General features: G+C 69.2%; 19 protein-coding genes. 4 read left to right on the top strand and 15 right to left on the bottom strand.

All coding sequences use genetic code 11. The annotated features are described in order from the left end of the window. The 3 genes from ACREEF_RS13630 to ACREEF_RS13620 all read right to left on the bottom strand — a co-directional run. A partial coding sequence (locus tag ACREEF_RS13630; RefSeq protein ID WP_431566116.1) for a helix-turn-helix domain-containing protein occupies window positions 1-895 on the bottom strand: 895 nt, incomplete at its 3' end. A gap of 94 nt (window positions 896-989) precedes the next feature. Beyond that, window positions 990-3,257 carry a phosphoenolpyruvate--protein phosphotransferase gene (ptsP, locus tag ACREEF_RS13625; RefSeq protein ID WP_431566115.1) on the bottom strand — a complete coding sequence of 756 codons (2,268 nt, stop codon included), beginning with the start codon at window positions 3,255-3,257 and terminating at the stop codon, window positions 990-992. 54 nt (window positions 3,258-3,311) lie between these two features. Beyond that, window positions 3,312-4,586, bottom strand: coding sequence for an aspartate kinase (locus ACREEF_RS13620; RefSeq protein WP_431566114.1), 1,275 nt, complete (start codon window positions 4,584-4,586; stop codon window positions 3,312-3,314). A gap of 56 nt (window positions 4,587-4,642) precedes the next feature. On the opposite strand from ACREEF_RS13620, the gene ubiG reads away from it, so the two are divergent. Beyond that, window positions 4,643-5,461: a bifunctional 2-polyprenyl-6-hydroxyphenol methylase/3-demethylubiquinol 3-O-methyltransferase UbiG gene (gene ubiG / locus ACREEF_RS13615; RefSeq protein WP_431566113.1), complete on the top strand. Its 819-nt coding sequence runs from the start codon at window positions 4,643-4,645 to the stop codon at window positions 5,459-5,461. 4 nt (window positions 5,462-5,465) lie between these two features. Here ubiG and ACREEF_RS13610 read toward each other — a convergent pair whose 3' ends face one another. From ACREEF_RS13610 to ACREEF_RS13580, 7 genes are read right to left on the bottom strand one after another with little or no spacing between them, the layout of a single operon-like run. Next, window positions 5,466-5,942, bottom strand: a complete 477-nt coding sequence (locus tag ACREEF_RS13610; protein ID WP_431566112.1) for a GNAT family N-acetyltransferase — start codon at window positions 5,940-5,942, stop codon at window positions 5,466-5,468. 11 nt (window positions 5,943-5,953) lie between these two features. Next, window positions 5,954-6,427 (bottom strand): DUF6265 family protein, encoded by a 474-nt coding sequence (locus ACREEF_RS13605; protein WP_431566111.1) that lies wholly within the window; start codon window positions 6,425-6,427, stop codon window positions 5,954-5,956. A 36-nt stretch (window positions 6,428-6,463) separates the two neighbouring features. Then, entirely contained in the window at window positions 6,464-7,279 is an 816-nt protein-coding gene (locus ACREEF_RS13600) for an AraC family transcriptional regulator (protein ID WP_431566110.1), read from the bottom strand. 4 nt (window positions 7,280-7,283) lie between these two features. After that, window positions 7,284-7,718: a DUF1178 family protein gene (locus ACREEF_RS13595; RefSeq protein WP_431566109.1), complete on the bottom strand. Its 435-nt coding sequence runs from the start codon at window positions 7,716-7,718 to the stop codon at window positions 7,284-7,286. Next, a complete protein-coding gene (locus tag ACREEF_RS13590) occupies window positions 7,715-8,554 on the bottom strand; it encodes a carbon-nitrogen hydrolase family protein (protein ID WP_431566108.1) in 840 nt (279 codons plus the stop codon). Before ACREEF_RS13590 ends, ACREEF_RS13595 begins: the two co-directional genes overlap by 4 nt. Then, complete coding sequence (gene grxC / locus ACREEF_RS13585; RefSeq protein ID WP_431566107.1) at window positions 8,554-8,811, bottom strand: glutaredoxin 3; 258 nt, start codon at window positions 8,809-8,811, stop codon at window positions 8,554-8,556. Before grxC ends, ACREEF_RS13590 begins: the two co-directional genes overlap by 1 nt. A 32-nt stretch (window positions 8,812-8,843) precedes the next feature. Then, the gene (locus ACREEF_RS13580; protein ID WP_431566106.1) at window positions 8,844-9,650 is read right to left on the bottom strand and encodes a ComF family protein; all 807 of its coding nucleotides are present in this window, start codon (window positions 9,648-9,650) and stop codon (window positions 8,844-8,846) included. Between ACREEF_RS13580 and ACREEF_RS13575 the strand changes: the two genes are divergently transcribed. Continuing rightward, entirely contained in the window at window positions 9,649-10,536 is an 888-nt protein-coding gene (locus ACREEF_RS13575) for a methyltransferase domain-containing protein (RefSeq protein WP_431566105.1), read from the top strand. The genes ACREEF_RS13580 and ACREEF_RS13575 overlap by 2 nt on opposite strands. A 10-nt stretch (window positions 10,537-10,546) precedes the next feature. On the opposite strand, the gene ACREEF_RS13570 is transcribed toward ACREEF_RS13575, so the two are convergent. Genes ACREEF_RS13570 through ACREEF_RS13550 form a run of 5 tightly spaced genes read right to left on the bottom strand, consistent with a single transcriptional unit; the run spans window position 10,547 to window position 14,272 of the window. Further along, on the bottom strand, window positions 10,547-10,729 hold the full coding sequence (locus tag ACREEF_RS13570; protein ID WP_431566104.1) for a Flp family type IVb pilin: 183 nt from the start codon (window positions 10,727-10,729) through the stop codon (window positions 10,547-10,549). A 24-nt stretch (window positions 10,730-10,753) separates the two neighbouring features. Beyond that, a complete protein-coding gene (locus ACREEF_RS13565; protein WP_431566103.1) occupies window positions 10,754-11,164 on the bottom strand; it encodes a (deoxy)nucleoside triphosphate pyrophosphohydrolase in 411 nt (136 codons plus the stop codon). Further along, window positions 11,161-11,940: an FkbM family methyltransferase gene (locus ACREEF_RS13560; RefSeq protein ID WP_431566102.1), complete on the bottom strand. Its 780-nt coding sequence runs from the start codon at window positions 11,938-11,940 to the stop codon at window positions 11,161-11,163. Before ACREEF_RS13560 ends, ACREEF_RS13565 begins: the two co-directional genes overlap by 4 nt. A gap of 2 nt (window positions 11,941-11,942) precedes the next feature. Beyond that, window positions 11,943-13,331 carry a bifunctional glutamate N-acetyltransferase/amino-acid acetyltransferase ArgJ gene (gene argJ / locus ACREEF_RS13555; protein WP_431566101.1) on the bottom strand — a complete coding sequence of 463 codons (1,389 nt, stop codon included), beginning with the start codon at window positions 13,329-13,331 and terminating at the stop codon, window positions 11,943-11,945. Beyond that, window positions 13,328-14,272: a peptidylprolyl isomerase gene (locus ACREEF_RS13550; RefSeq protein ID WP_431566100.1), complete on the bottom strand. Its 945-nt coding sequence runs from the start codon at window positions 14,270-14,272 to the stop codon at window positions 13,328-13,330. Before ACREEF_RS13550 ends, argJ begins: the two co-directional genes overlap by 4 nt. A 263-nt stretch (window positions 14,273-14,535) precedes the next feature. On the opposite strand from ACREEF_RS13550, the gene secA reads away from it, so the two are divergent. Further along, a complete protein-coding gene (gene secA, locus ACREEF_RS13545; protein ID WP_431566099.1) occupies window positions 14,536-17,388 on the top strand; it encodes a preprotein translocase subunit SecA in 2,853 nt (950 codons plus the stop codon). 146 nt (window positions 17,389-17,534) lie between these two features. Continuing rightward, window positions 17,535-18,698, top strand: coding sequence for an aminotransferase class V-fold PLP-dependent enzyme (locus tag ACREEF_RS13540; RefSeq protein WP_431566098.1), 1,164 nt, complete (start codon window positions 17,535-17,537; stop codon window positions 18,696-18,698). Window positions 18,699-18,730: the final 32 nt, after the last annotated feature.

Raw genomic sequence — 18,730 nt, 5'->3', positions numbered from 1 at the left:
GCCCCAGAGGGGTCTGGGCGGCGCCGTGCACGCCGCCGTGCTCGCCGTTCAGATAGACGTCGAAGGCCGCGGGATCGGACACGTCAACCGTGGCCGCAACGTTCACCGGGGCGCGCCAGGCCTCGCCCGCCGCCAGCTGACGCGCGAACAGGACCCGACCGTCGCCCTGACGGATGACGAGGCTGGCGGGCTTCTTCGCCTGAAGAATAACCTGGGACGCGATGGCCGACGAACCAAAGACGGCGCCGCGCGGGTTGAAGGCCGCCTGGACTGGCGGCGCGGGCGGCACCACGGCGTTGGGATCGTCGGGATCAATCCCCGTCAGCTGGGCCCCAAGCCCCGGGGTGATATAGAGAGCCGGGATCGTCTGATCCGGCGGGGCGGCGCGCGGCGCGCCCAGATAGAGCGCCCGCTCGACCTCGGAGTCGGCCTCCCTGGCCCAGTTCTTGGGCACGGCGACCAGATCGGAGGGGTGCGGCGGTTCGATGCGGACCACGCGCTGGAAGACGTTCCAGCCGACCACGGCCACGATCAGCACGCCGAGCGCAGCCAGAATCCTGGGCGAGGTGCGGCGCATCTGCTGGATGGCGGCGCCCGTCGGGGCCTGAAGCGGCACGGCCGCCTCGGGAAACTCGCGCTTGAAGCGCTCGACAGCGGTCAACTCGTCCAGACCCAGGGCGTCGGCGTAGGCGCGCACATAGCCGATGGAGAAGATGCGCGACGGCAGGACCGCGAACTCGCCCTGCTCCAGCGCCGTCAGGTAGCGCGGATGGACCCGGGTCATGGTCGACAGCTGGGCCATGGACCGGCCGGAGGCGAGACGGGCCGCGCGCAGGGCCTCGCCCAGCGTCTCGGCGTCCTCGAGGGACGGCGCGTCTTGCCGATCCTGATCCATGCGGGGTTCCGTTGGTGCGGGCGCCGACGCGCCCTATCCTTGGCTTAGACGAGGCGCTCCGCGTGGGCAACGCGAGAAAGCGGCTCCGCTTGGATCAGACGATGACGTTCAACTTGCGCGCCAGGGATTCGATCTCGCCGCGCACCGAACCGGCCGATGAGCCGAGCAGGACGTTCATCCCGCGACGGGCGGCGGGCAGGTCGACCGACAGGATCATCCGCTTGACCGGCCCCACCCCGCCCGCTGGGGCCGACAGGCGCGTATAACCGAGGGTGATCAGGGCGAAGGCCTCCAGAGGACGGCCCGCCAACTCGCCGCAGACCGAGACGGGCGTGGCGCTGTCGGCGCATTTCTGCTGGATCTCGGCCAGGGCGCGAAGGGCTGGCGGCGACAGCGGATCGTAGCGGTCCGAGACCAGGGGATTGGTCCGGTCGGCGGCGAACATATACTGCAACAGGTCGTTGGTGCCGATCGAGACGAAGTCGGTCAGCGGCAGCAGGGCGTCCAGGTGCCACAGCAGGCTGGGGCATTCGACCATGGCGCCGACGCGCAGCAGGGACGGCAGGGGCCGCCCGCGACGCCGCGCCCAGTCGCACTCGACATCGACCAGTTCGCGCGCGGCGCGGAACTCGTCCACCGTGGCGATCATGGGGAACATGACGCGCAGTTCGCGCCCGGCGGCGGCAGCCAGCAGGGCGCGCACCTGCATCCGCAGCAGGGCCGGACGGTCCAGACCCAGACGGATGGCGCGGCGGCCCAGCGCCGGGTTCTCTTCCCGCTCGTTGTCGAGATAGGGCAGGACCTTGTCGCCGCCGATGTCCAGGGTGCGGAAGGTGACGGGGCGGTCGCCCGCCGCGTCCAGCACCAGCTTGTAGAGGGCCGTCTGGGCGTCCAGACGCGGCAGTTCGTCCGAGACCATGAACTGGAATTCGGTGCGGAACAGGCCGATGCCCTCGGCTCCGGTCGTGTCCAGATTCTCAAGGTCCACGGCCAGACCGGCGTTGGTCAACAGCATGATCCGCGTGCCGTCCCGGGTGACGGCCGGGGTGTCGCGCAGCAGATCGAACTCGGCCCGGCGCTGCTCGCGCACGGCCATCCGCGTCTGGACCGCCGCCAGCATATCGGGGCGGGGGCGCAGGTAGGCCTCGCCCGTCTCGCCGTCGACGATGACCAGATCGCCTTCGGACAGGCGGTCGCGCAGGCCCTGCAGACGCCCCACGCAAGGAATTTGCAGGGCGCGCGCCACGATGGCGGCGTGGCTGGCGGCCGAGCCTTCTTCCAGCAGCAGGCCGCGCAGCTTGTGGCGCGGATACTCCAGCAGGTCGGCGGGGCCGAGGTTTCTCGCCACCAGGATGGCGTCGTCGGGCAGGTCGCGCTGGCCGGGATTATCGCCCGCCAGCACCCGCAGCAGACGGTTGGCCAGATCCTCGAAATCGTGCAGCCGCTCGCGGATATAGGGGTCGCGGGCGTTGGCGAAGCGGGCGCGGTGTTCGTTGCGGACGCGGTCCACGGCGGCCTCGGCGGTCAGGCCCGAGCGCACCGCCTCCTCCAGCGACCGGTTCCAGCCCCGGTCGTCGGCGAACATCCGATAGGTCTCCAGCACCTCGAAAGAGGTCCCGCCCAGCTTGCCCTGGCCGCCTTCCAGCATCTCGTCGATGCCGGCCTTCAGCGCCGTCAGGGCCTGAGCCAGACGCTTTTCCTCGGCGACCGGGTCGTCGGACAGCAGCTGTTCGGGAGCCAGCGGGGCTTCGTGCTGGACGACGACGCCATAGGCCAGGCCTTCGGCGAATTTCTGACCCTTCAGCCGTTCGGGACGGTGGGGCGCCACCTCGACGTCGCGCAGTTCGTCCTGGGCCAGCAGTTCGCCCGAGGCGACCGTTTCGGCCAGGACCATGGCGATGGTCTGGATGTCCTCGACCTCTTCCTCGTCATAGCGACGGGCGGCGCGGTTCTGGACGACCAGGACGCCGATGGCCCGGCCGCCGCGCAGCAGGGGCGCGCCGAGGAAGGCGTGGAAGGGGTCTTCGCCGGTTTCCGGGCGATAGGAAAAGCTGGGGTGGGACGGGGCGTCCGACAGGCTGATCGGCTGGGCCAGCCGGGCCACCTCGCCGACCAGACCCTCGCCGGGTCGCAACCGGGTGTTGTGCACGGCCTCGGGATTCAGGCCCTGGGTGGCGAACAGTTCCAGCTCGCCCGAGGCGCGCCGCAGATAGATGGAGCAGACCTCGGCGACCATCGACTGGGCGATGGTGCGCACCACCATGTCCAGCCGGTCCTGCGCCGGGCCGCCGCCGGCCATGGCTTCGCGGATCTGGCGCAGGAGGTTGCGAGGCCCCCTCGTCGTCAAACCGCCCTTCACCATGGTCGCTCCCGCCTTGCCGCCCGTCGATCAGATAGGGCGGCGTTGGTGTTCATCCTATAGCGCGTCGAGCCCGTAGGCCGCGTGCAGCGCCCGCACCGCCAGTTCGGAATAGGCGTCCTCGATCAGCACGCTGATCTTGATCTCCGAGGTCGAGATGGCCTGGAACTTGACGCCCTTGTCGGCCAGGGCCCGGAACATGGTCTGGGCCACGCCCGCGTGGCTGCGCATCCCCACGCCGATGACCGAGATCTTGGCCACGTCCGCGTCGATGCGAAGCTCTTCAAAGCCGAGCTCGGCCTTGGCGGCGGTCATCATCTCGGCGGCGCGCTGGGCGTCGCGACGACCGGTCGTGAAGGTCAGGTTGACCGCGCCCTCGGTGCGGGCCTGGCTCTGCACGATCATGTCGACATTGACGTTGGCCTCGGCCAGACGCGTGAAGACGTCGGCAGGGGCGTCGGTGCGGTCCGCAAGACCCAGCAGCGTGATCCGGGCTTCGTCCCGGCTCATGGTCACGCCGGAAACGATGCGCTTTTCCACGATCTCATCCTCGTCACAAATCAGGGTGCCGGCGTTTTCCGGCAGATTTCCATTCTCATCCGGCTCGATGAAGCTGGACAGGACCCGCACGGGGACCTGCTTGGCCATGGCCAGTTCGACCGAGCGGGTCTGCAGCACCTTGGCCCCCAGCGAGGCCATTTCCAGCATCTCCTCGTAGGAGACCTTTTCCAGGCGCCGCGCACGGCTCTCGATGCGGGGGTCGGTCGTATAGACGCCGTCCACGTCGGTGTAGATGTCGCAAGGGGCGCCCAGCGCCGCCGCCACCGCAACGGCAGACGTGTCGGAGCCGCCGCGCCCCAGGGTGGTGATGCGGCCGTCCTTGGTCACGCCCTGGAAGCCGGGCACGACGGCGATCTGGCCGCCGTCGACGGCGGCGCCCAGGACGTCGCCGGGCACGTCCTCGATGCGGGCGCGGCCGTGGGCGTCGTCGGTCAGGATCGGAATCTGCCAGCCCATCCAGCTGCGCGCATTCAGGCCCATGTTGCGCAGGGTCAAGGCCAGAAGGCCCGACGTCACCTGCTCGCCCGAGGCGACCACCACGTCGTATTCATCGTCCGACAGGGGCAGGCCTGCGGCGGCGGGACCCGCGCCGTCGGTCCAGGCCACCAGCTCATTGGTCTTGCCGGCCATGGCGGACACCACCACGGCGATCTGTTTGCCCTTGGCGGCCTCGGCGGCGATAATTCGCGCCGCACGACGAATACGCTCGAGGTCCCCCATGGAGGTCCCCCCGAACTTCATCACCAGTCGTGTCGTTTCGGGCCGCGTCATCGTGGCGTTTCGTCCCCTGCTTGCATGGGCGGCCAAGGCGGTTCATGCCTGCGGCCATGTCCGCTTCTAACGACAGCCTCGAGCCGCGCAAACCCCAAAGCGAAGAGGGTTTTTCACCCTTTGCAACCGATCGTGCCGAGGGGCCGAGCATTGATCCGGCCGATGTGGCCCGTTTCTCGGCCCAGGCGGCCGAGTGGTGGGACCCGAAAGGGCCGTTCGCGCCCCTGCACCGCTTCAATCCGGCGCGGTTGAAATTCGTCCGCGACCGCGCCGCCGAGCACTATGGCCGCGACGTTCGGGCGCGGGCGCCCTTCAACGGTCTCAGCCTGATCGACATCGGCTGCGGCGGCGGCCTGATCGCCGAGCCAATGCGGCGTCTGGGCTTTGAGGTCACGGCGCTGGACGCCTCTTCCGAAAACATCGGCACGGCCCGCGCCCACGCCGAACAGGTCGGGCTGGACATCACCTATCGCGCCGCCACCGTCGAGCAGATGGTGGAAGCGGGCGCAGGGCCCTTCGACGTGGTCCTGACCATGGAGGTGATCGAGCACGTGGCCGATCCCGAAGCCTTCGTTCGCGCCTGTTCGAAGCTGATCAAGCCGGGCGGCCTGATGATCGTCGCCACCCTGAACCGCACGCTGAAGGGCCTGCTGCTGGGCAAGTTCGCCGCCGAATACGTGCTGCGCTGGGTGCCCGCCGGCACCCACGACTGGCGTCAGTTCCTCAAGCCCGAGGAACTGCGCGCCATGCTCGACGGCGAGCCCTTGACCGTCACCGGACCATACGGCCTGGCCTACGACCCGCTGAACGACCGCTGGAGCGAGGGCGACGACGTGGGCATCAACTACATGATGATGGCGACGCGGGACGCCTGATCGCTCAGAGCGGCCGGATCATGTAGCGGGCGTCGTCGCCGTAGCTGGCCAGCTTCTCGGCCATGCCGGGCGGGTTCTGAACGACGAAGCCGTTGCGTTCCCAGAAGGCGGTGGCCTCGTTGACCGCGACCAGGGCGATCTCTTTCCAGCCCGCCGCCTTCGCCTGTTTGGCCAGGCGCTCGATGATCAGACGGGTGTAGCCGCCGCCGCGCGTGTCGGGGTAGACGGCCAGGTCGTGCAGATAGACGACCTCGGCGTCGTCCGGGACGGCGCCGATCAGGCTGTCCAGCGGCGGGGCCGCGTTGCGCTTCCAGGGATAGGCCATCAGATAGCCCATGACGGTTCCGCCTTCATCAGACAGGACGAAGCAGCCCTCGGGCGCCAGGGCCTGACGCTCGGCGAAGCACTCGCGCGCCTCGAAATGGTCGGGGAAGGACAGGCGGGCGACCGCGACGACGCCGTCGATGTCGTCGGGCGTCATCGGGCGCCACTCTAGCTGGGGCAACGGGCGTTCAGCTGCGCCTTGTTGAAGGTCCATTCCGCACTCCGGGTCTCGTCGTCATCCGCCCCCTCGATGCGGGCGGTCAGCACATCCCCCGTGCGCTGATAGAGGATGCGGTGCGGAAAGTCGTTGGCGGGGTTGGCGAAGACGGCCCGCTGCGGCCCGCTTTCGATCAGGCGAAAGGGGGTGGCGGGCGCTCCCTCGGGCCGCGCGAAGTAGGCCAGGCCGCCCTCAGCAGCCGGGCCGATGTGGGCGCTCTCGAAGCCGCTGCGGCCATTGCGCACGGTGACAGCGTAACCGACAACCAGGCCCAGTCGCGGGTCGCTCCAGGTCTCGGACGCCTCGCGCCCGCCGGAGCAGTCCAGCCAGTAGCCGGCCAGCCACGACAGGTCGGGCGCCGGGCCAGTCGATGGTGTCGGCGTCTGCATCAGGACAGCAGCCATCAGGGCGGTCAGCAGCGACATCAAGGTCTCCCTCCTCGGTTCGCCAAGGAGTCTAGATCAGTCCTGCCCGTCCCGCTTGTAGGATTGCGACGCCAGTTGACGGGCCAGCTCCGCCTGCTCGCGCGCCCATTCGGTCGCTGTGCAGCCGAGGAAGCGGCGGAAGTCGCGGGCCATCTGCGGCTGGTCGAAATAGCCGGCCGCCAGACCGGCCTCCAGCCAGGAGGCCGCGTCGGCGTCCTGACCCGTCGCATGGTCAAAGACGCGGCGGAACCGGAAGATCGAGCGCAGGGTGCGCGGGGCCACGCCGACCCGGTCGCGGAAGCGGCGCTGCAGGGCGCGGCGGTCGGCGGGCGACAGGGACGGCCCGTCTTCTTCACGTTCGGCGGCGGCGACCTCGGCGCGGACGGCGGGATCGAGACGCCAGTCGCCCGCGCAACGCTGCGCCTCCAGCCAGTCGCGCAGGGCCGCCGCCTGTCCCGCCGGATCGCCGGACGGGGCGGAAAAACCCGCCAACCGCGCGACCAGATCCAGCCGCCGGTCAGTCGCTTCAACGAGGGGAAGGTCGAGGAAGTCGCGCGCCGCGTCCGGCTCGAAGCGGGCGGCGACGATCTCGACCGGGCCGACGGGGCGGATGGCCATGGGCCGGGTCATCTGGCCGGCGAAGATGACCGGCGGCTGGGGCCGAAAGACGCCGTCCTCGTCCTGCTCCTCGTAGGGGGCGGCCAGGTCGATCACCAGTTCGGGGCAGCCGTCGGGAGCGATGCGCTGCACCGCGCCCGAGGGTTCCGGCGCGGCATAGGTCCACAGGGTGCGGATGAAGGGACGCAGCGCAGGCGGCGGCGCGAACTCTTCGTATCTCTCCCCCTGCCCCATCCGTTCAGTTGGCCTTCTTCGGGTCCGGCGGCAGGCTGGGCATGGGGGCGCAGGGCACGCCGTCGTCCTTCAGCTTTTTCACCTCGGCAGGCGTGGCCTCGCCGTAGATTTCGCGTTTTTCGCTGCGGCCTTCGTGGATGTCGCGAGCCTCGCGGGCGAAGGCGTCGCCGACGTAGTCGAAATTCTGCTCGACGTGATCGCGCACCTCGCGCGCCGCCTGCATCATCATGCTGTGCATCTGCTTGGCCATGTCGGGCGCGGGCGCGGTCTTCGTCGTGCCCGAGACGGCGGGGGCCATCACCTGCTTGCGCACGACGGTCGAGGCGCAGAAGGGGCATTCGACCAGACCGCGCGCGGCCTGATCGTCATAGTCGCTGGATGAGGCGAACCAGGCCTCGAAGCCGTGGTCGTGGTCGCAGGACAGGGCGTAGCGGATCATAGCGGCGGATCGAATTCGCGGTCGTGGCGCAGGGCCGGGATCGAGGCGCGGGCGCGATCCACGGCGCTCAGGTCCAGCGCGGCGTGCAGAACGCCCGGTTCGTCATGCTCGGCGCGGGCGATCACCTCGCCCCAGGGGCCGACGACCAGGGAGCGGCCCCAGGTCTGGCGGCCGTCCTCGTGCGTCCCGCCCTGGGCCGGGGCCAGGACGAAGGCGCCCGTCTCGATGGCGCGGGCGCGCAGCAAGGTCTCCCAGTGCGCCTCGCCCGTCGGGCGGGTGAAGGCGGCGGGCACGGCGATCATGGCCGCCCCGGCCTGGGCCAGTTGCCGGTGCAGATGCGGGAAACGCACGTCGTAGCAGATGCTCAGGCCCAGCCGCCCCCAGGGGGTGTCGGCCACGCTGGCGGCCTCGCCGGGACGCACCGAGGCGCTTTCGCGATAGGTTTCGCCATTGGCCAGGTCGACGTCGAAAACGTGCAGCTTGTCATAGCGAGCCGTGATCGCGCCGGTCGGATCGATCAGCAGGGATCGGTTGGCGGCGCGGGCGTCGCCGGGCGCGTCCGAGCGCACGATGGCCGAGCCGATCAGCAGCCAGACGCCCAGCTCCGCCGCCAGAGCCCGCAGGCCGAGGACGGCGGCGTCCGTGTCCTCGGACGACAGGGCGGCGTCGCGGAAGGCCCGGCGCTGCTCAAGGAAGTTGGTCCCCTCGGGCGTCAGGATCAGCCTGGCGCCGCCTGCCGCCGCCTCGCGGATCAGCGGCTCGACATGGGCTAGCCCCGCAGCCGCCGTCGCCGGCGTCCGCGTCTGGATCAGCCCGACCTCGAGCCGCTCGGTCATCAGGCCGCCAGCAGGGGGTCCAGACCGCCGCGGCGGTCCAGGGCGTGGATGTCGTCCGAGCCGCCGACGTGCCGGCCGTTGATGAAGATCTGCGGGAAGGTGGCCTTGCCGCCCGAACGCTCGACCATCTCGGCCTTCTTCGCCGGATCGTTCGAGGCGACGATCTCGGTGAATTCCACGCCCTTGCGCGTCAGCAGGCCGATGGCGGCGACGCAATAGGGGCAACCGGGCTTGGTGTAGATGACGACTTCAGCCAACTCTGGAACTCCTTGAACTTCGGACTAACCCCCTACTTAGGCGGTTCGCGCGCGGTTCGCACCCTCGCGATGACGGCCAGGTCCACGGCGCGGGCCCCGGCCTCCATCAGAACGCGCGTGCAGGCCTCGGCCGTGGCCCCGGTCGTCAGGACGTCGTCGATCAGCAGCAGGCGCCGTCCCTTGATCCGGCGCCGCCCGGCCTCGGTGACGGCGAAGGCGGATTTTACGTTCAGCCGCCGTCCGCGCGCCGACTTGCCGCCCTGGCTGGCGGTGGGCGTCGACCGGATCAGGGCGTCGGGCAGGTAGTCCAGCCCGGCGGCGCGGGCCAGGGGGCGGGCGATCTCGGCGGCCTGATTGAAGCGCCGCGCCAGAAGGCGGCTGCGGTGCAGGGGGACGGGAACCACGGCGTCGGCTTCGGCCACCACGTCGGCGGCCGAGCGGGCGATCCAGCGGGCGAACAGGGGGGCGAACTGCTGCTGGTCGCCGTGCTTGAACTTGAGGATCAGGCCGCGCGAGGCCTCGTCATAGACGCAGGCCGCCCGGGCGCGGGTGAAGGCGTAGGGCTGGACCTGACAGGCCAGGCAGCGGTCCGAGCCGAAGCCGCCGCCGTCGTATTCAAATGCCGCGCCGCAGCCGTCGCAGACGGGGGCTTCGAGAAACGCCACCCGGCTCCAGGCGTCGGGCGACAGGCCCGCCGAGGCCGTGGCCTCGCGGCTGTCGTGGGCCATGGGCGGCAGCAGAATATCCAGCAGGCCGCGTCCCGCATCGCGCGCGCCGGATGCTATAGGCGCGCTCACGCCTTTTAATCGACCTCGCCAGCCCCCATCCTGATCCGACATGAGCGCCCCCTCCTCCGGTCCCCCGATCATCTTCGACGCCGCCCGCCGCGCCGCGCGCCTGAGCCGCGCCGCCCGCCGTTTCCCCGACGCCGACTTCCTGCACGTCCGCGCCGCCGACAATGCGGTCCACAGCCTGGAAGTGATCCTGCGCGAGTTTCACACGCCCGTCGACCTGTCGCCCCATCCGGGCGTCTTCGCCCGGGTTCTGGCCGACAGCCCCGCGCAGGCCCGCGTCGGCGAGGTTCGCGCCGTGGGATCGACCGCCGAGCGCGCCGCGCCGGGGGCAGGCCCCCTGGGGGTGGAGGACGGCTCCGCCGACCTGATCGTCAATCTGCTGGGCCTGCACTGGGCCAACGACCTGCCGGGCGCCCTGAGCCAGATCCGCCGGGCGCTGAAGCCCGACGGCCTGTTCGTGGCCAGCCTGTTTGGCGCAGCCACCCTGAAGGAGCTGCGCGGCGTGCTGACCGAGGCCGAGCTGGAGGTCAACGGCGGGGCCCAGGCCCGCGTCTCGCCCTTCGCCGACGGCTTTGACGGGGCGGCCTTGCTGCAACGGGCCGGGTTCGCCCTGCCGGTGACCGACGTGGACCGGGTGACGGTGCGCTATGGCGATCCCTTCGCCCTGATGCGCGACCTGCGCGCCATGGGCGAGACGAACGTTCTGGCGGGGCCGATCCGACCGCTGAGCCGCGCCGTTCTGGCCCGCGCCGCGCAACTCTACGCCGAGCGTTACGCCGAGGCGGACGGGCGGATTCCTGCGACGTTCGAGATGGTGCACCTGGCCGGCTGGGCCCCACATGAAAGGCAGCAGAAGCCCTTGCCGCGCGGCTCGGCGAAAATGCGGCTGGCGGACGTCCTGGGGGTCCGGGAGCAAACGGGCGAGGATTGAGGTCGGGGCCTCAGCCGCCGCCGACGGCCCCGACCATGGCGGCGCGGATTCGTTCGTACATGGCGCCCGAGGCGTCGGTGAAGGCGGTGAGGGCGGCGACGATGCCCAGGAAGATCAGGCCGCAGATCAGGCCGTATTCAATGGCGGTGGCGCCGCTGTCGTCGCGAAGGAACCGGTCGATGATACGTCGCATCCCGGCCCCTCCCGCGGCGCCTGATCAGAGCAGGTCGCGCAACCAGGCGACCAGAGGTTCGTCGGCCGGCGGCATGGGATAGTCCGACAGCTTGTTCGGCTTCACCCAGGCCAGACCCGCGTGTTCATGGGCCACGACCACGCCGGACCAGCGCCGGCACAGATACAGTGGCATCAACAAGTGAAATGAATCGTAAGCGTGACTGGTAAACACGAAGGGGGCCAGACAGGCCTCGTTCACGTCGATGCCCAGCTCTTCCTTCAGTTCGCGGATCAGGGCCTGTTCGGGCCGCTCGCCCGGTTCGACCTTGCCGCCGGGGAACTCCCACAGGCCCGCCAGTTGCTTGCCCTCGGGCCGCTTGGCGATCAGGACGCGACCGTCGGGATCGATCAGGGCGACGGCGACGACCAGGACGGTTGGGACGGAGGCGGTCATGCCGCCTCCGGCCGGACGTAGAGCAGGTTCTCGCCCTGGATCAGAACCTGGAAGTCGCGCTGGCCCATGACCTGCTGGAAGGTGCGGCTGGTGTGCTGCTCCGGCAGCATCCAGTCGTGCGGCTCGACGATGACGCAGAAGGCCTGGTCCACCCAGTCGGTGGCGCTGGCGAACAGGTCTTCCTCGAAGCCCTCGATGTCGATCTTGGCCAGGAAGAGCGCCCCGTTCTCGACACCGGCGACCAGTTCGGGAATGGTCACGATCGACAGGCCGGTTTCGGCCCGCTCGGTGCGGATGCCCCAGGCGGCGTCGGCCGGGATCAGGGAGACGAAGCCCGCCTCGGCGCCGATAGCGGCCTCGACCACGGAGATGGCGGCGAAGGGCTCGGTGTTCAGACGCAGCACGGCGGCGTTGGCGGCGTCAGGCTCGACCGCGATGACGCGGGCCTCGGGGAAGGCCTGATGGAACCAGCGCGCGGCGGCGCCGACATTGGCCCCGGCGTCGATGATGACCGGAACCTGCCCGGCCGCCAGCATCTGGCGATAGCGGCGCTCCAGCCGGGCTTCGACAGCCGGGATCTTCAGGCGATATTCCTGCTCGCCGAAGACCTGACGCAGGGTGGCGATGTCGCTGTCGCGGCCCCGGACGTGGAAGCGGCCGAAGCGCGGCAGATCGATGACGGCGGGACCGGACGCATAGCGGGCCGTCACGGCCTGGAAGGCCGGGCGCAGGCCGAGACGGCGGGCGTCTTTGAAGAAGGCGCTGAGACGGGACATGATTAGGAGCGATAGTCCCCGTTGATCTCGATGTAGCGTTTGGTCAGGTCGCAGGTCCACACGGTGGCCGAGGCCCGGCCCGAGGCGACGTTCACCGTGATGTCGATCTCGGCGTTCTTCATATAGGCGCTCATCTTCGCCTCGTCGTAGGTCGGCGACGGGGCGCCGTCGACGGCGGCGACGTGGGGGCCGAAATCGATGGCCAGACGGTCGCGGTCGACAGCCTCCTCGGTCTTGCCGACGGCCATGACGATGCGGCCCCAGTTGGCGTCCTCGCCAGCGATGGCGGTCTTGACCAGGGGGCTGTCGGCGATCGACTTGGCCAGCTTGCGGGCCGAGGCGGGCGAGGCGGCGCCGTCCACAGTGACCTTGACGAACTTGGTCGCGCCTTCGCCGTCCTTGACCAGCTGGTGGGCCAGATCGAGCATGACCCGCTCCAGCGCCGCCGAGAAGTCCTTCAGTCGGCGGTCGCCGACCCGGCCGATGCGCGGCGCGCCCGAGGCGCCCGTGGCGAACAGCAGGGCCGTGTCATTGGTCGAGGTGTCGCCGTCCACCGTCACGCTGTTGAAGGTGGTGCGGACGTGCAGGTTCAGCAGGGCCTTCAGCACCGGCGGGGCGATGTTCGCATCAGTGACGATGAAGCCCAGCATGGTCGCCATGTCGGGCGCGATCATGCCCGAGCCCTTGGCGATCCCGGCGATCTTCACCTTGACGCCCTCGATCTCGCACTCGGCGTAGGAGCCCTTGGGGAAGGTGTCCGTGGTCATGATGCCGAGGCCGGCTTTCGCCCAGGCGTCGGCCTCAAGACCGGCTTCGATATCCGGCAGGCGGGCGGTGATCTTGGTGTCGTCCAGCACCACGCCGATGACCCCGGTCGAGGCCAGCATGACGTCGCGCTGGCGGCAGTCGAAGCGTTTGGCGACTTCCGACGCCGTGCGGCGCGCCGCGTCGGCCCCGGCCTTGCCGGTGAAGGCGTTGGCGCAGCCGGCGTTGACGACCAGGGCCTTGACCCCCTCGCCGCCCTTGTCGGCGTCCAGATGGCGCTTGCACCAGTCGACCGGCGCCGAACCCACCTTGTGTCGGGTGAAGACCCCGGCGCAGGACGCGCCCTCGGGGAAGTGGAAGACCACCAGGTCGTCGCGCTCGTGCTTGTAGAAGCCGGCGCGGGCGGTGGCGATCTCGACCCCGCCGATCGGCGGGATGGTCGGGAAGGGCACGGCCAGCGGCGAAACCGTCAGGCCAGGCTTGCCGGGCGCAGCGGGCGCGACGGGCGCGGGCTTGGTCGGCTGGGTGGCGCGCTTCAGGGCCGAGGCGAGCGGGTCCAGCGCCTTTTCGATGGCGGATTCGATCATCTGGCCGGTCGAACCGGATTTGGCGGGCGGACGGTTCATGAGGCGACGTTTCCGGCGGAAGCAGCGGGCGCGGCGGGCGCCGCTGCAGGAGGAGAAGCAACCGGCTTGGCGGCCGGTTTGGCGGGATTGATGAAGACCTCGACCGAGGCCTTGCCACGCAGCTGCTCCAGCAACTGGCGCACCCCTTCATAGGTCAGATAGCGGACGATAAGAGGGCGGGCCTGATCCATCGTCGGCGGGGTCTCGAGGCGGCGGTCCTCGATGCGCAGCACGGCCCAGCCGCCCTCGCCCTGGACCGGACCGACCACGGCGCCCGGCGCCTGGCCGCGCACGGCGGCGGCGTAGGCGTCAGGCAGGACGTCCAGCGTCGAATAGCCCAGGTCCCCCCCGGAATAGCGGGTGGCGTCGTCGACCGAGCGTTGAGCGGCCACGGCCTCGAAGGCGGCGCCCTGCCCCAGGACGCCGACGACGGCGTCGGCCTGTTCCTTGGTGTGCGACAGGATCAGGCGGACCCGGACCTCCTCGGTCGTCTGCGCCCGGCGTTGCTGCTCCTGATAGAGGCGCTCGACCGCCTGATCCGACACCGCGCCGCTGACGACGGATTCGACCAGGATGTCGCCGAGGATGCGTTCTTGCACCGCCTCCAGCCGACGCTGGGCTGCGGCGCTCTTGTCCAGACCGCGACGGCGGGCCTCGGCGGCCAGAAGCTTCTGATCGACCACCTCGTCCAGCACGCGGCGGAACAGCTCGGACTTGACGTCCAGGGGATCACCCTCCCCGACCAGGCCCTGCGCCACCGCCTCGCGGCGCACGTCCGAGGCCCAGACCGAGCGGTCCTGAACGCGGGCGACGATCAGATCGTCCTTTTCAGGCGGGGTTTCCGCATCGCCGCGCCCGCAGGCGGCCGTCAGCGTCAGGGCCAACAGGGCCGACGTCAGCAGGGGCCGCAGGGCGGTGAAGGAGGGACGCGAAAGACGCATCAGGCGCTCCAGCAAGAGATGGAAAACGGCGGGCCGAGAGCCTGCCGCCGCAAGCCCTTGAAAGCCCCTCGCGTTGACAGGGGTTAGGGCGGTGCTTAAGTCCCGGCTGCGCCCAAGTCGAGGGGTTTTCGATCGTCTGCGCGGCCCCTGCGCACGCCTCGTATTTCGAGGGTCGCCGGGACCGGCGTCGATCCGGGCCTTCAGATCACGGCGCTTCCTGTTTCAGAGCCTTCAGCCGCTCGACCGCCTTTACCGGATCGCCCATGCTCGGCTTCGCCAAGAAAATCCTCGGCTCCTCCAACGACCGCAAGGTCAAGGCCTTCCAGGCCCAGGCGCAAAAGATCAACGCCCTGGAAGCCAGGTTCGAGGCCTTCTCGGACGACGAACTGCGCATGATGACGCAGACCTTCAAGGATCGGATTGAGGCCGGCGAGAGTCTGGACAAGATCCAGAACGAAGCCTTCGCCGTGGTGCGCGAGGCCTCCAAGCGGGTCATGGGTCAGCGTCAGTACGACGTGCAGCTGGCCGGCGGCATGATCCTGCATGAAGGCGGCATCGCCGAAATGCGGACCGGCGAAGGCAAGACCCTGGTGGCCGTGGCCCCGGTCTATCTGAACGCCCTGGCGGGCAAGGGCGTCCACGTCATCACCGTCAACGACTACCTGGCGCGCCGCGACGCCGAGACCATGGGCAAGATCTATCGCTTCCTCGGTCTCGAGGTCGGCGTCATCGTCAACGGTCTGAGCCAGGGCCAGCGTCAGGCGGCCTACAACGCCGACATCACCTACGGCACCAACAACGAATTCGGCTTCGACTATCTGCGCGACAACCTGGTCTATGACCGCCGCGAGATGGTGCAACGGAGCCACCACTTCGCCATCGTCGACGAGGTCGACTCCATCCTGATCGACGAGGCGCGCACGCCCCTGATCATCTCGGGTCCGACCGAGGACCGCTCGGACCTCTACAAGATCGTCGACGCGATCGTGAAAGAGCTGATTCAGGACAAGGCCACCTTCGACCTGGACGAAAAGCAGCGCCAGGCCCTGCTGACCGAGCTGGGCTCGGAGCGCATCGAGGAGATGCTGGAGGTCGGCGGCCACTTCGCCGAGGACACCACCGATCTCTATGATCCGGCCAACGTCAGCCTGGTCCACCACGTCAACCAGGCCCTGCGCGCCAACACCCTGTATCAGCGCGACAAGGACTACATCATCAAGGCTGGCGAGATCGTCCTGATCGACGAATACACCGGCCGCATGATGACGGGCCGTCGCCTGTCCGAAGGTCTTCACCAGGCCATCGAGGCCAAGGAAGACGTCAAGATCATGCCCGAGAACCAGACCCTGGCCTCGGTCACCATCCAGAACTACTTCCGCCTCTACGAAAAGCTGTCCGGCATGACCGGCACGGCCGCCACCGAGGCCCAGGAATTCCTCGACATCTACAAGATGGACGTCCTGGAAGTGCCGACCAACCGTCCGATCCAGCGCAAGGACTACGACGACGAGGTCTATCGCACCTTCAAGGAAAAGAACGCGGCCATCGCCGCCCAGATCGCCGAGTGCCACGTCAAGGGCCAGCCCATCCTGGTCGGCACCGTCTCGATCGAGAAGTCCGAGGAGCTGTCGGACGTCCTGAAGACCTATGACTACAAGGTCGAGACCGCCCGCGCGCTCAAGGCCGAATACGCCGGCCGCGAGAAGGAAGCCCAGAAGGTCGGCGACGACGCCTATGACATCACCTGGGTCTCGGGTCGCGGCATCCCGCACAACGTCCTGAACGCGCGCCAGCACGAACAGGAAGCCTATATCGTCGCCGACGCCGGCCTGCCGGGCGCGGTGACCATCGCCACCAACATGGCCGGTCGCGGCACCGACATTCAGCTGGGCGGCAACCTGGAGATGCGCATCCAGCGCTGGACCCAGGAACAGCGCAACATGGCCATCGAGGTCACGTCCGAGGCCCTGGCCGCGGTGGAAGCCGAGTACAAGGCCGAGATCGCCGTCCACCGCGAGACGGCCCTGGCCGCCGGCGGCCTGTTCGTCCTGGGCACCGAGCGCCACGAAAGCCGCCGCATCGACAACCAGCTGCGCGGCCGCACCGGCCGTCAGGGCGACCCCGGCACCTCGAAATTCTATCTGTCGTGCGAAGACGACCTGCTGCGCATCTTCGCCGGCGACCGCTTGGACGCCATCATGAAGTCCTTCGGCGTGGCCGAGGGCGAGGCCATCAGCCACCCCTGGCTGAACCGCGCCGTCGAGACGGCCCAGAAGCGCGTCGAGGCCCGCAACTACGACATGCGCAAGAACGTGCTGAAGTACGACGACGTCGTGAACGACCAGCGCAAGGCCGTGTTCGAACAGCGTCAGGAGTTCATGGACTCCACGGACCTGTCGGAACTGGTCACCGACTTCCGCCTCGACGTCGTGTCCGACCTGGTCGAACGCTATATGCCGCCCAAGGCCTATGCCGAGCAGTGGGACATGGACGGCCTGGACGAGAAGGTCCGCTCGACCCTCGGCCTGGAGCTGCCGCTCAAGGACTGGGCCGCCGAGGAAGGCGTCTCGAACGAGGAGATCGAGGAGCGCATCAACGCCGCCGCCGACGCCCGCGCCGCCGAGCGGCTGGAGATGATCGGCGTCGACCAGACCCGCGGTCTGGAAAAGCAGTTCATGCTGCAGATGATCGATATGCAGTGGCGCGAGCACCTGGTCCACCTGGACCACCTGCGCGGCGTCATCGGCCTGCGCGGCTACGGCCAGCGCGACCCGCTGAACGAATACAAGACCGAAGCCTTCAACCTGTTCGAGACGCTGCTGCACGACCTGCGCCACAACGTCACCCGCTGGCTGATGACGGTCGAGTTCCGCTTCGAGGCCCCGCCGGCGATGGACATGCCCGAGTTCCAGGAGATCCACCTGAACCCCGGCACCGGCGAAAACGAAATGCTGAACCCGATGGCCCAGAACCCGGAGGGGATGCTGACCGGCGACGACCGTTCGAAACTGCCGGTCGAGGCCCTGCCCGTCGGCTGGGAACGCACCAGCCGCAACGCCGACTGCCCCTGCGGCTCGGGCCGCAAGTTCAAACACTGCCACGGTAGTTTGATTTAAGGCGCGCTGACGCACGCGGCGCTACGCTTGCGACGCGGTCGCTCGCTGCTTGAGCGCCGAAAGACTGAGTTGAGAGAGGCGGGTTTGCGAAGGCAGGCTCGCCTCTTTTCTGTTGGGCCGGACGCTGATCCGGGTAAGCTCGCGGGATGAGCTACAAGCCCCTCTTCTCGCGCGCCCTGGGTCTGGATCCCGAGCGGCTGCATTTCGCCGCCCACAGCCATCACCTGTGGCCCGACGCCAGTTTCGACGCCCAGGTCCAGGCCTGGGCCGAGGCCAACCGCTTCGCTGACCGCAAGTGGGATCTGGTGTTCGGCGAGGTCATCCCCGAAGCCCAGAAGCATGTGGCGCGCGAACTGAACCTGCCCTCGCCCGACAGCCTGATCTTCACCTCCAACACCCACGACCTGCTGATCCGCCTGGTGTCCGGCGTCGAGAAGAAGCCGGTGCGCATCCTGTCCACCGACGGCGAGTTCCACTCCTTCCGTCGCCAGTCCGAGCGCTGGGAGGAAGCCGGCGAGGCGGTGGTCACGCGCGTGCCGCTGCACCCCTTCGCCACCTTCGCCGAGCGCTTCGTCGCGGCGGCCCGGGCGGGCGGACATGACCTGATCCTGGTCAGCCAGGTCTTCTTCCGCACCGGCCAGGTGTTCGACGCCATGCCCGAACTGGCGGCCCTGGCCGATCCGGCCGGTCCCTGGGTGGTCATCGACGGCTATCACGGCTTCATGGCCACCCCGACCGACCTGTCGGGCGTGGCGGACAAGGTCTTCTATCTGGCGGGGGGCTACAAATACGCCATGGCGGGCGAAGGCGCCTGCTTCCTGCACGCCCCGCCCGGCTTCTGCCCGCGCCCCGTCATCACCGGCTGGTTCGCCGAGTTCGGCCATCTGGAGGGCCCGCCCGGCGGGGTCCAGTACCGCACCGACGGCGGCCGCTTCTGGGGCGCCACCTTCGACGTCAGCGCCCTTTATCGCTTCAACGCCGTGCGCCGGATGCTGGACGAGCAGGGCCTGACCACCGCCGCCGTCGCCGCCCACGCGCGCGGGCTGCAGGCGCGCTTCCAGGCGGCGATCCAGAACGGCGAGGCCGGCGCCCTGTCGCAGGCCGAAATCCTCAACCCGGTCGAGGGGGAGGCCCCGCGCGCCCGTTTCCTGGCCCTGCGTTCCGACGAGGCCTTGCGCTGGAAGGCGGACCTGCAGCACATGAACGTGGTCACCGACGTGCGCGACGACGTCATCCGCTTCGGCTTCAGCCTGTATCAGTCCGAGGAGGACGTGGAGCGGCTGATCCACGCCTGCGCCCGGCTGGACTAGCGCCTCAGAAGAACAGGCTGTCGTCCTGACGC

Source organism: Brevundimonas sp., assembly GCF_050729455.1.
Classification (GTDB): Bacteria; Pseudomonadota; Alphaproteobacteria; order Caulobacterales; family Caulobacteraceae; genus Brevundimonas.
Note: the sequence above shows the minus strand (reverse complement) of the source record. Positions and strands in the feature narration are given on the sequence as shown.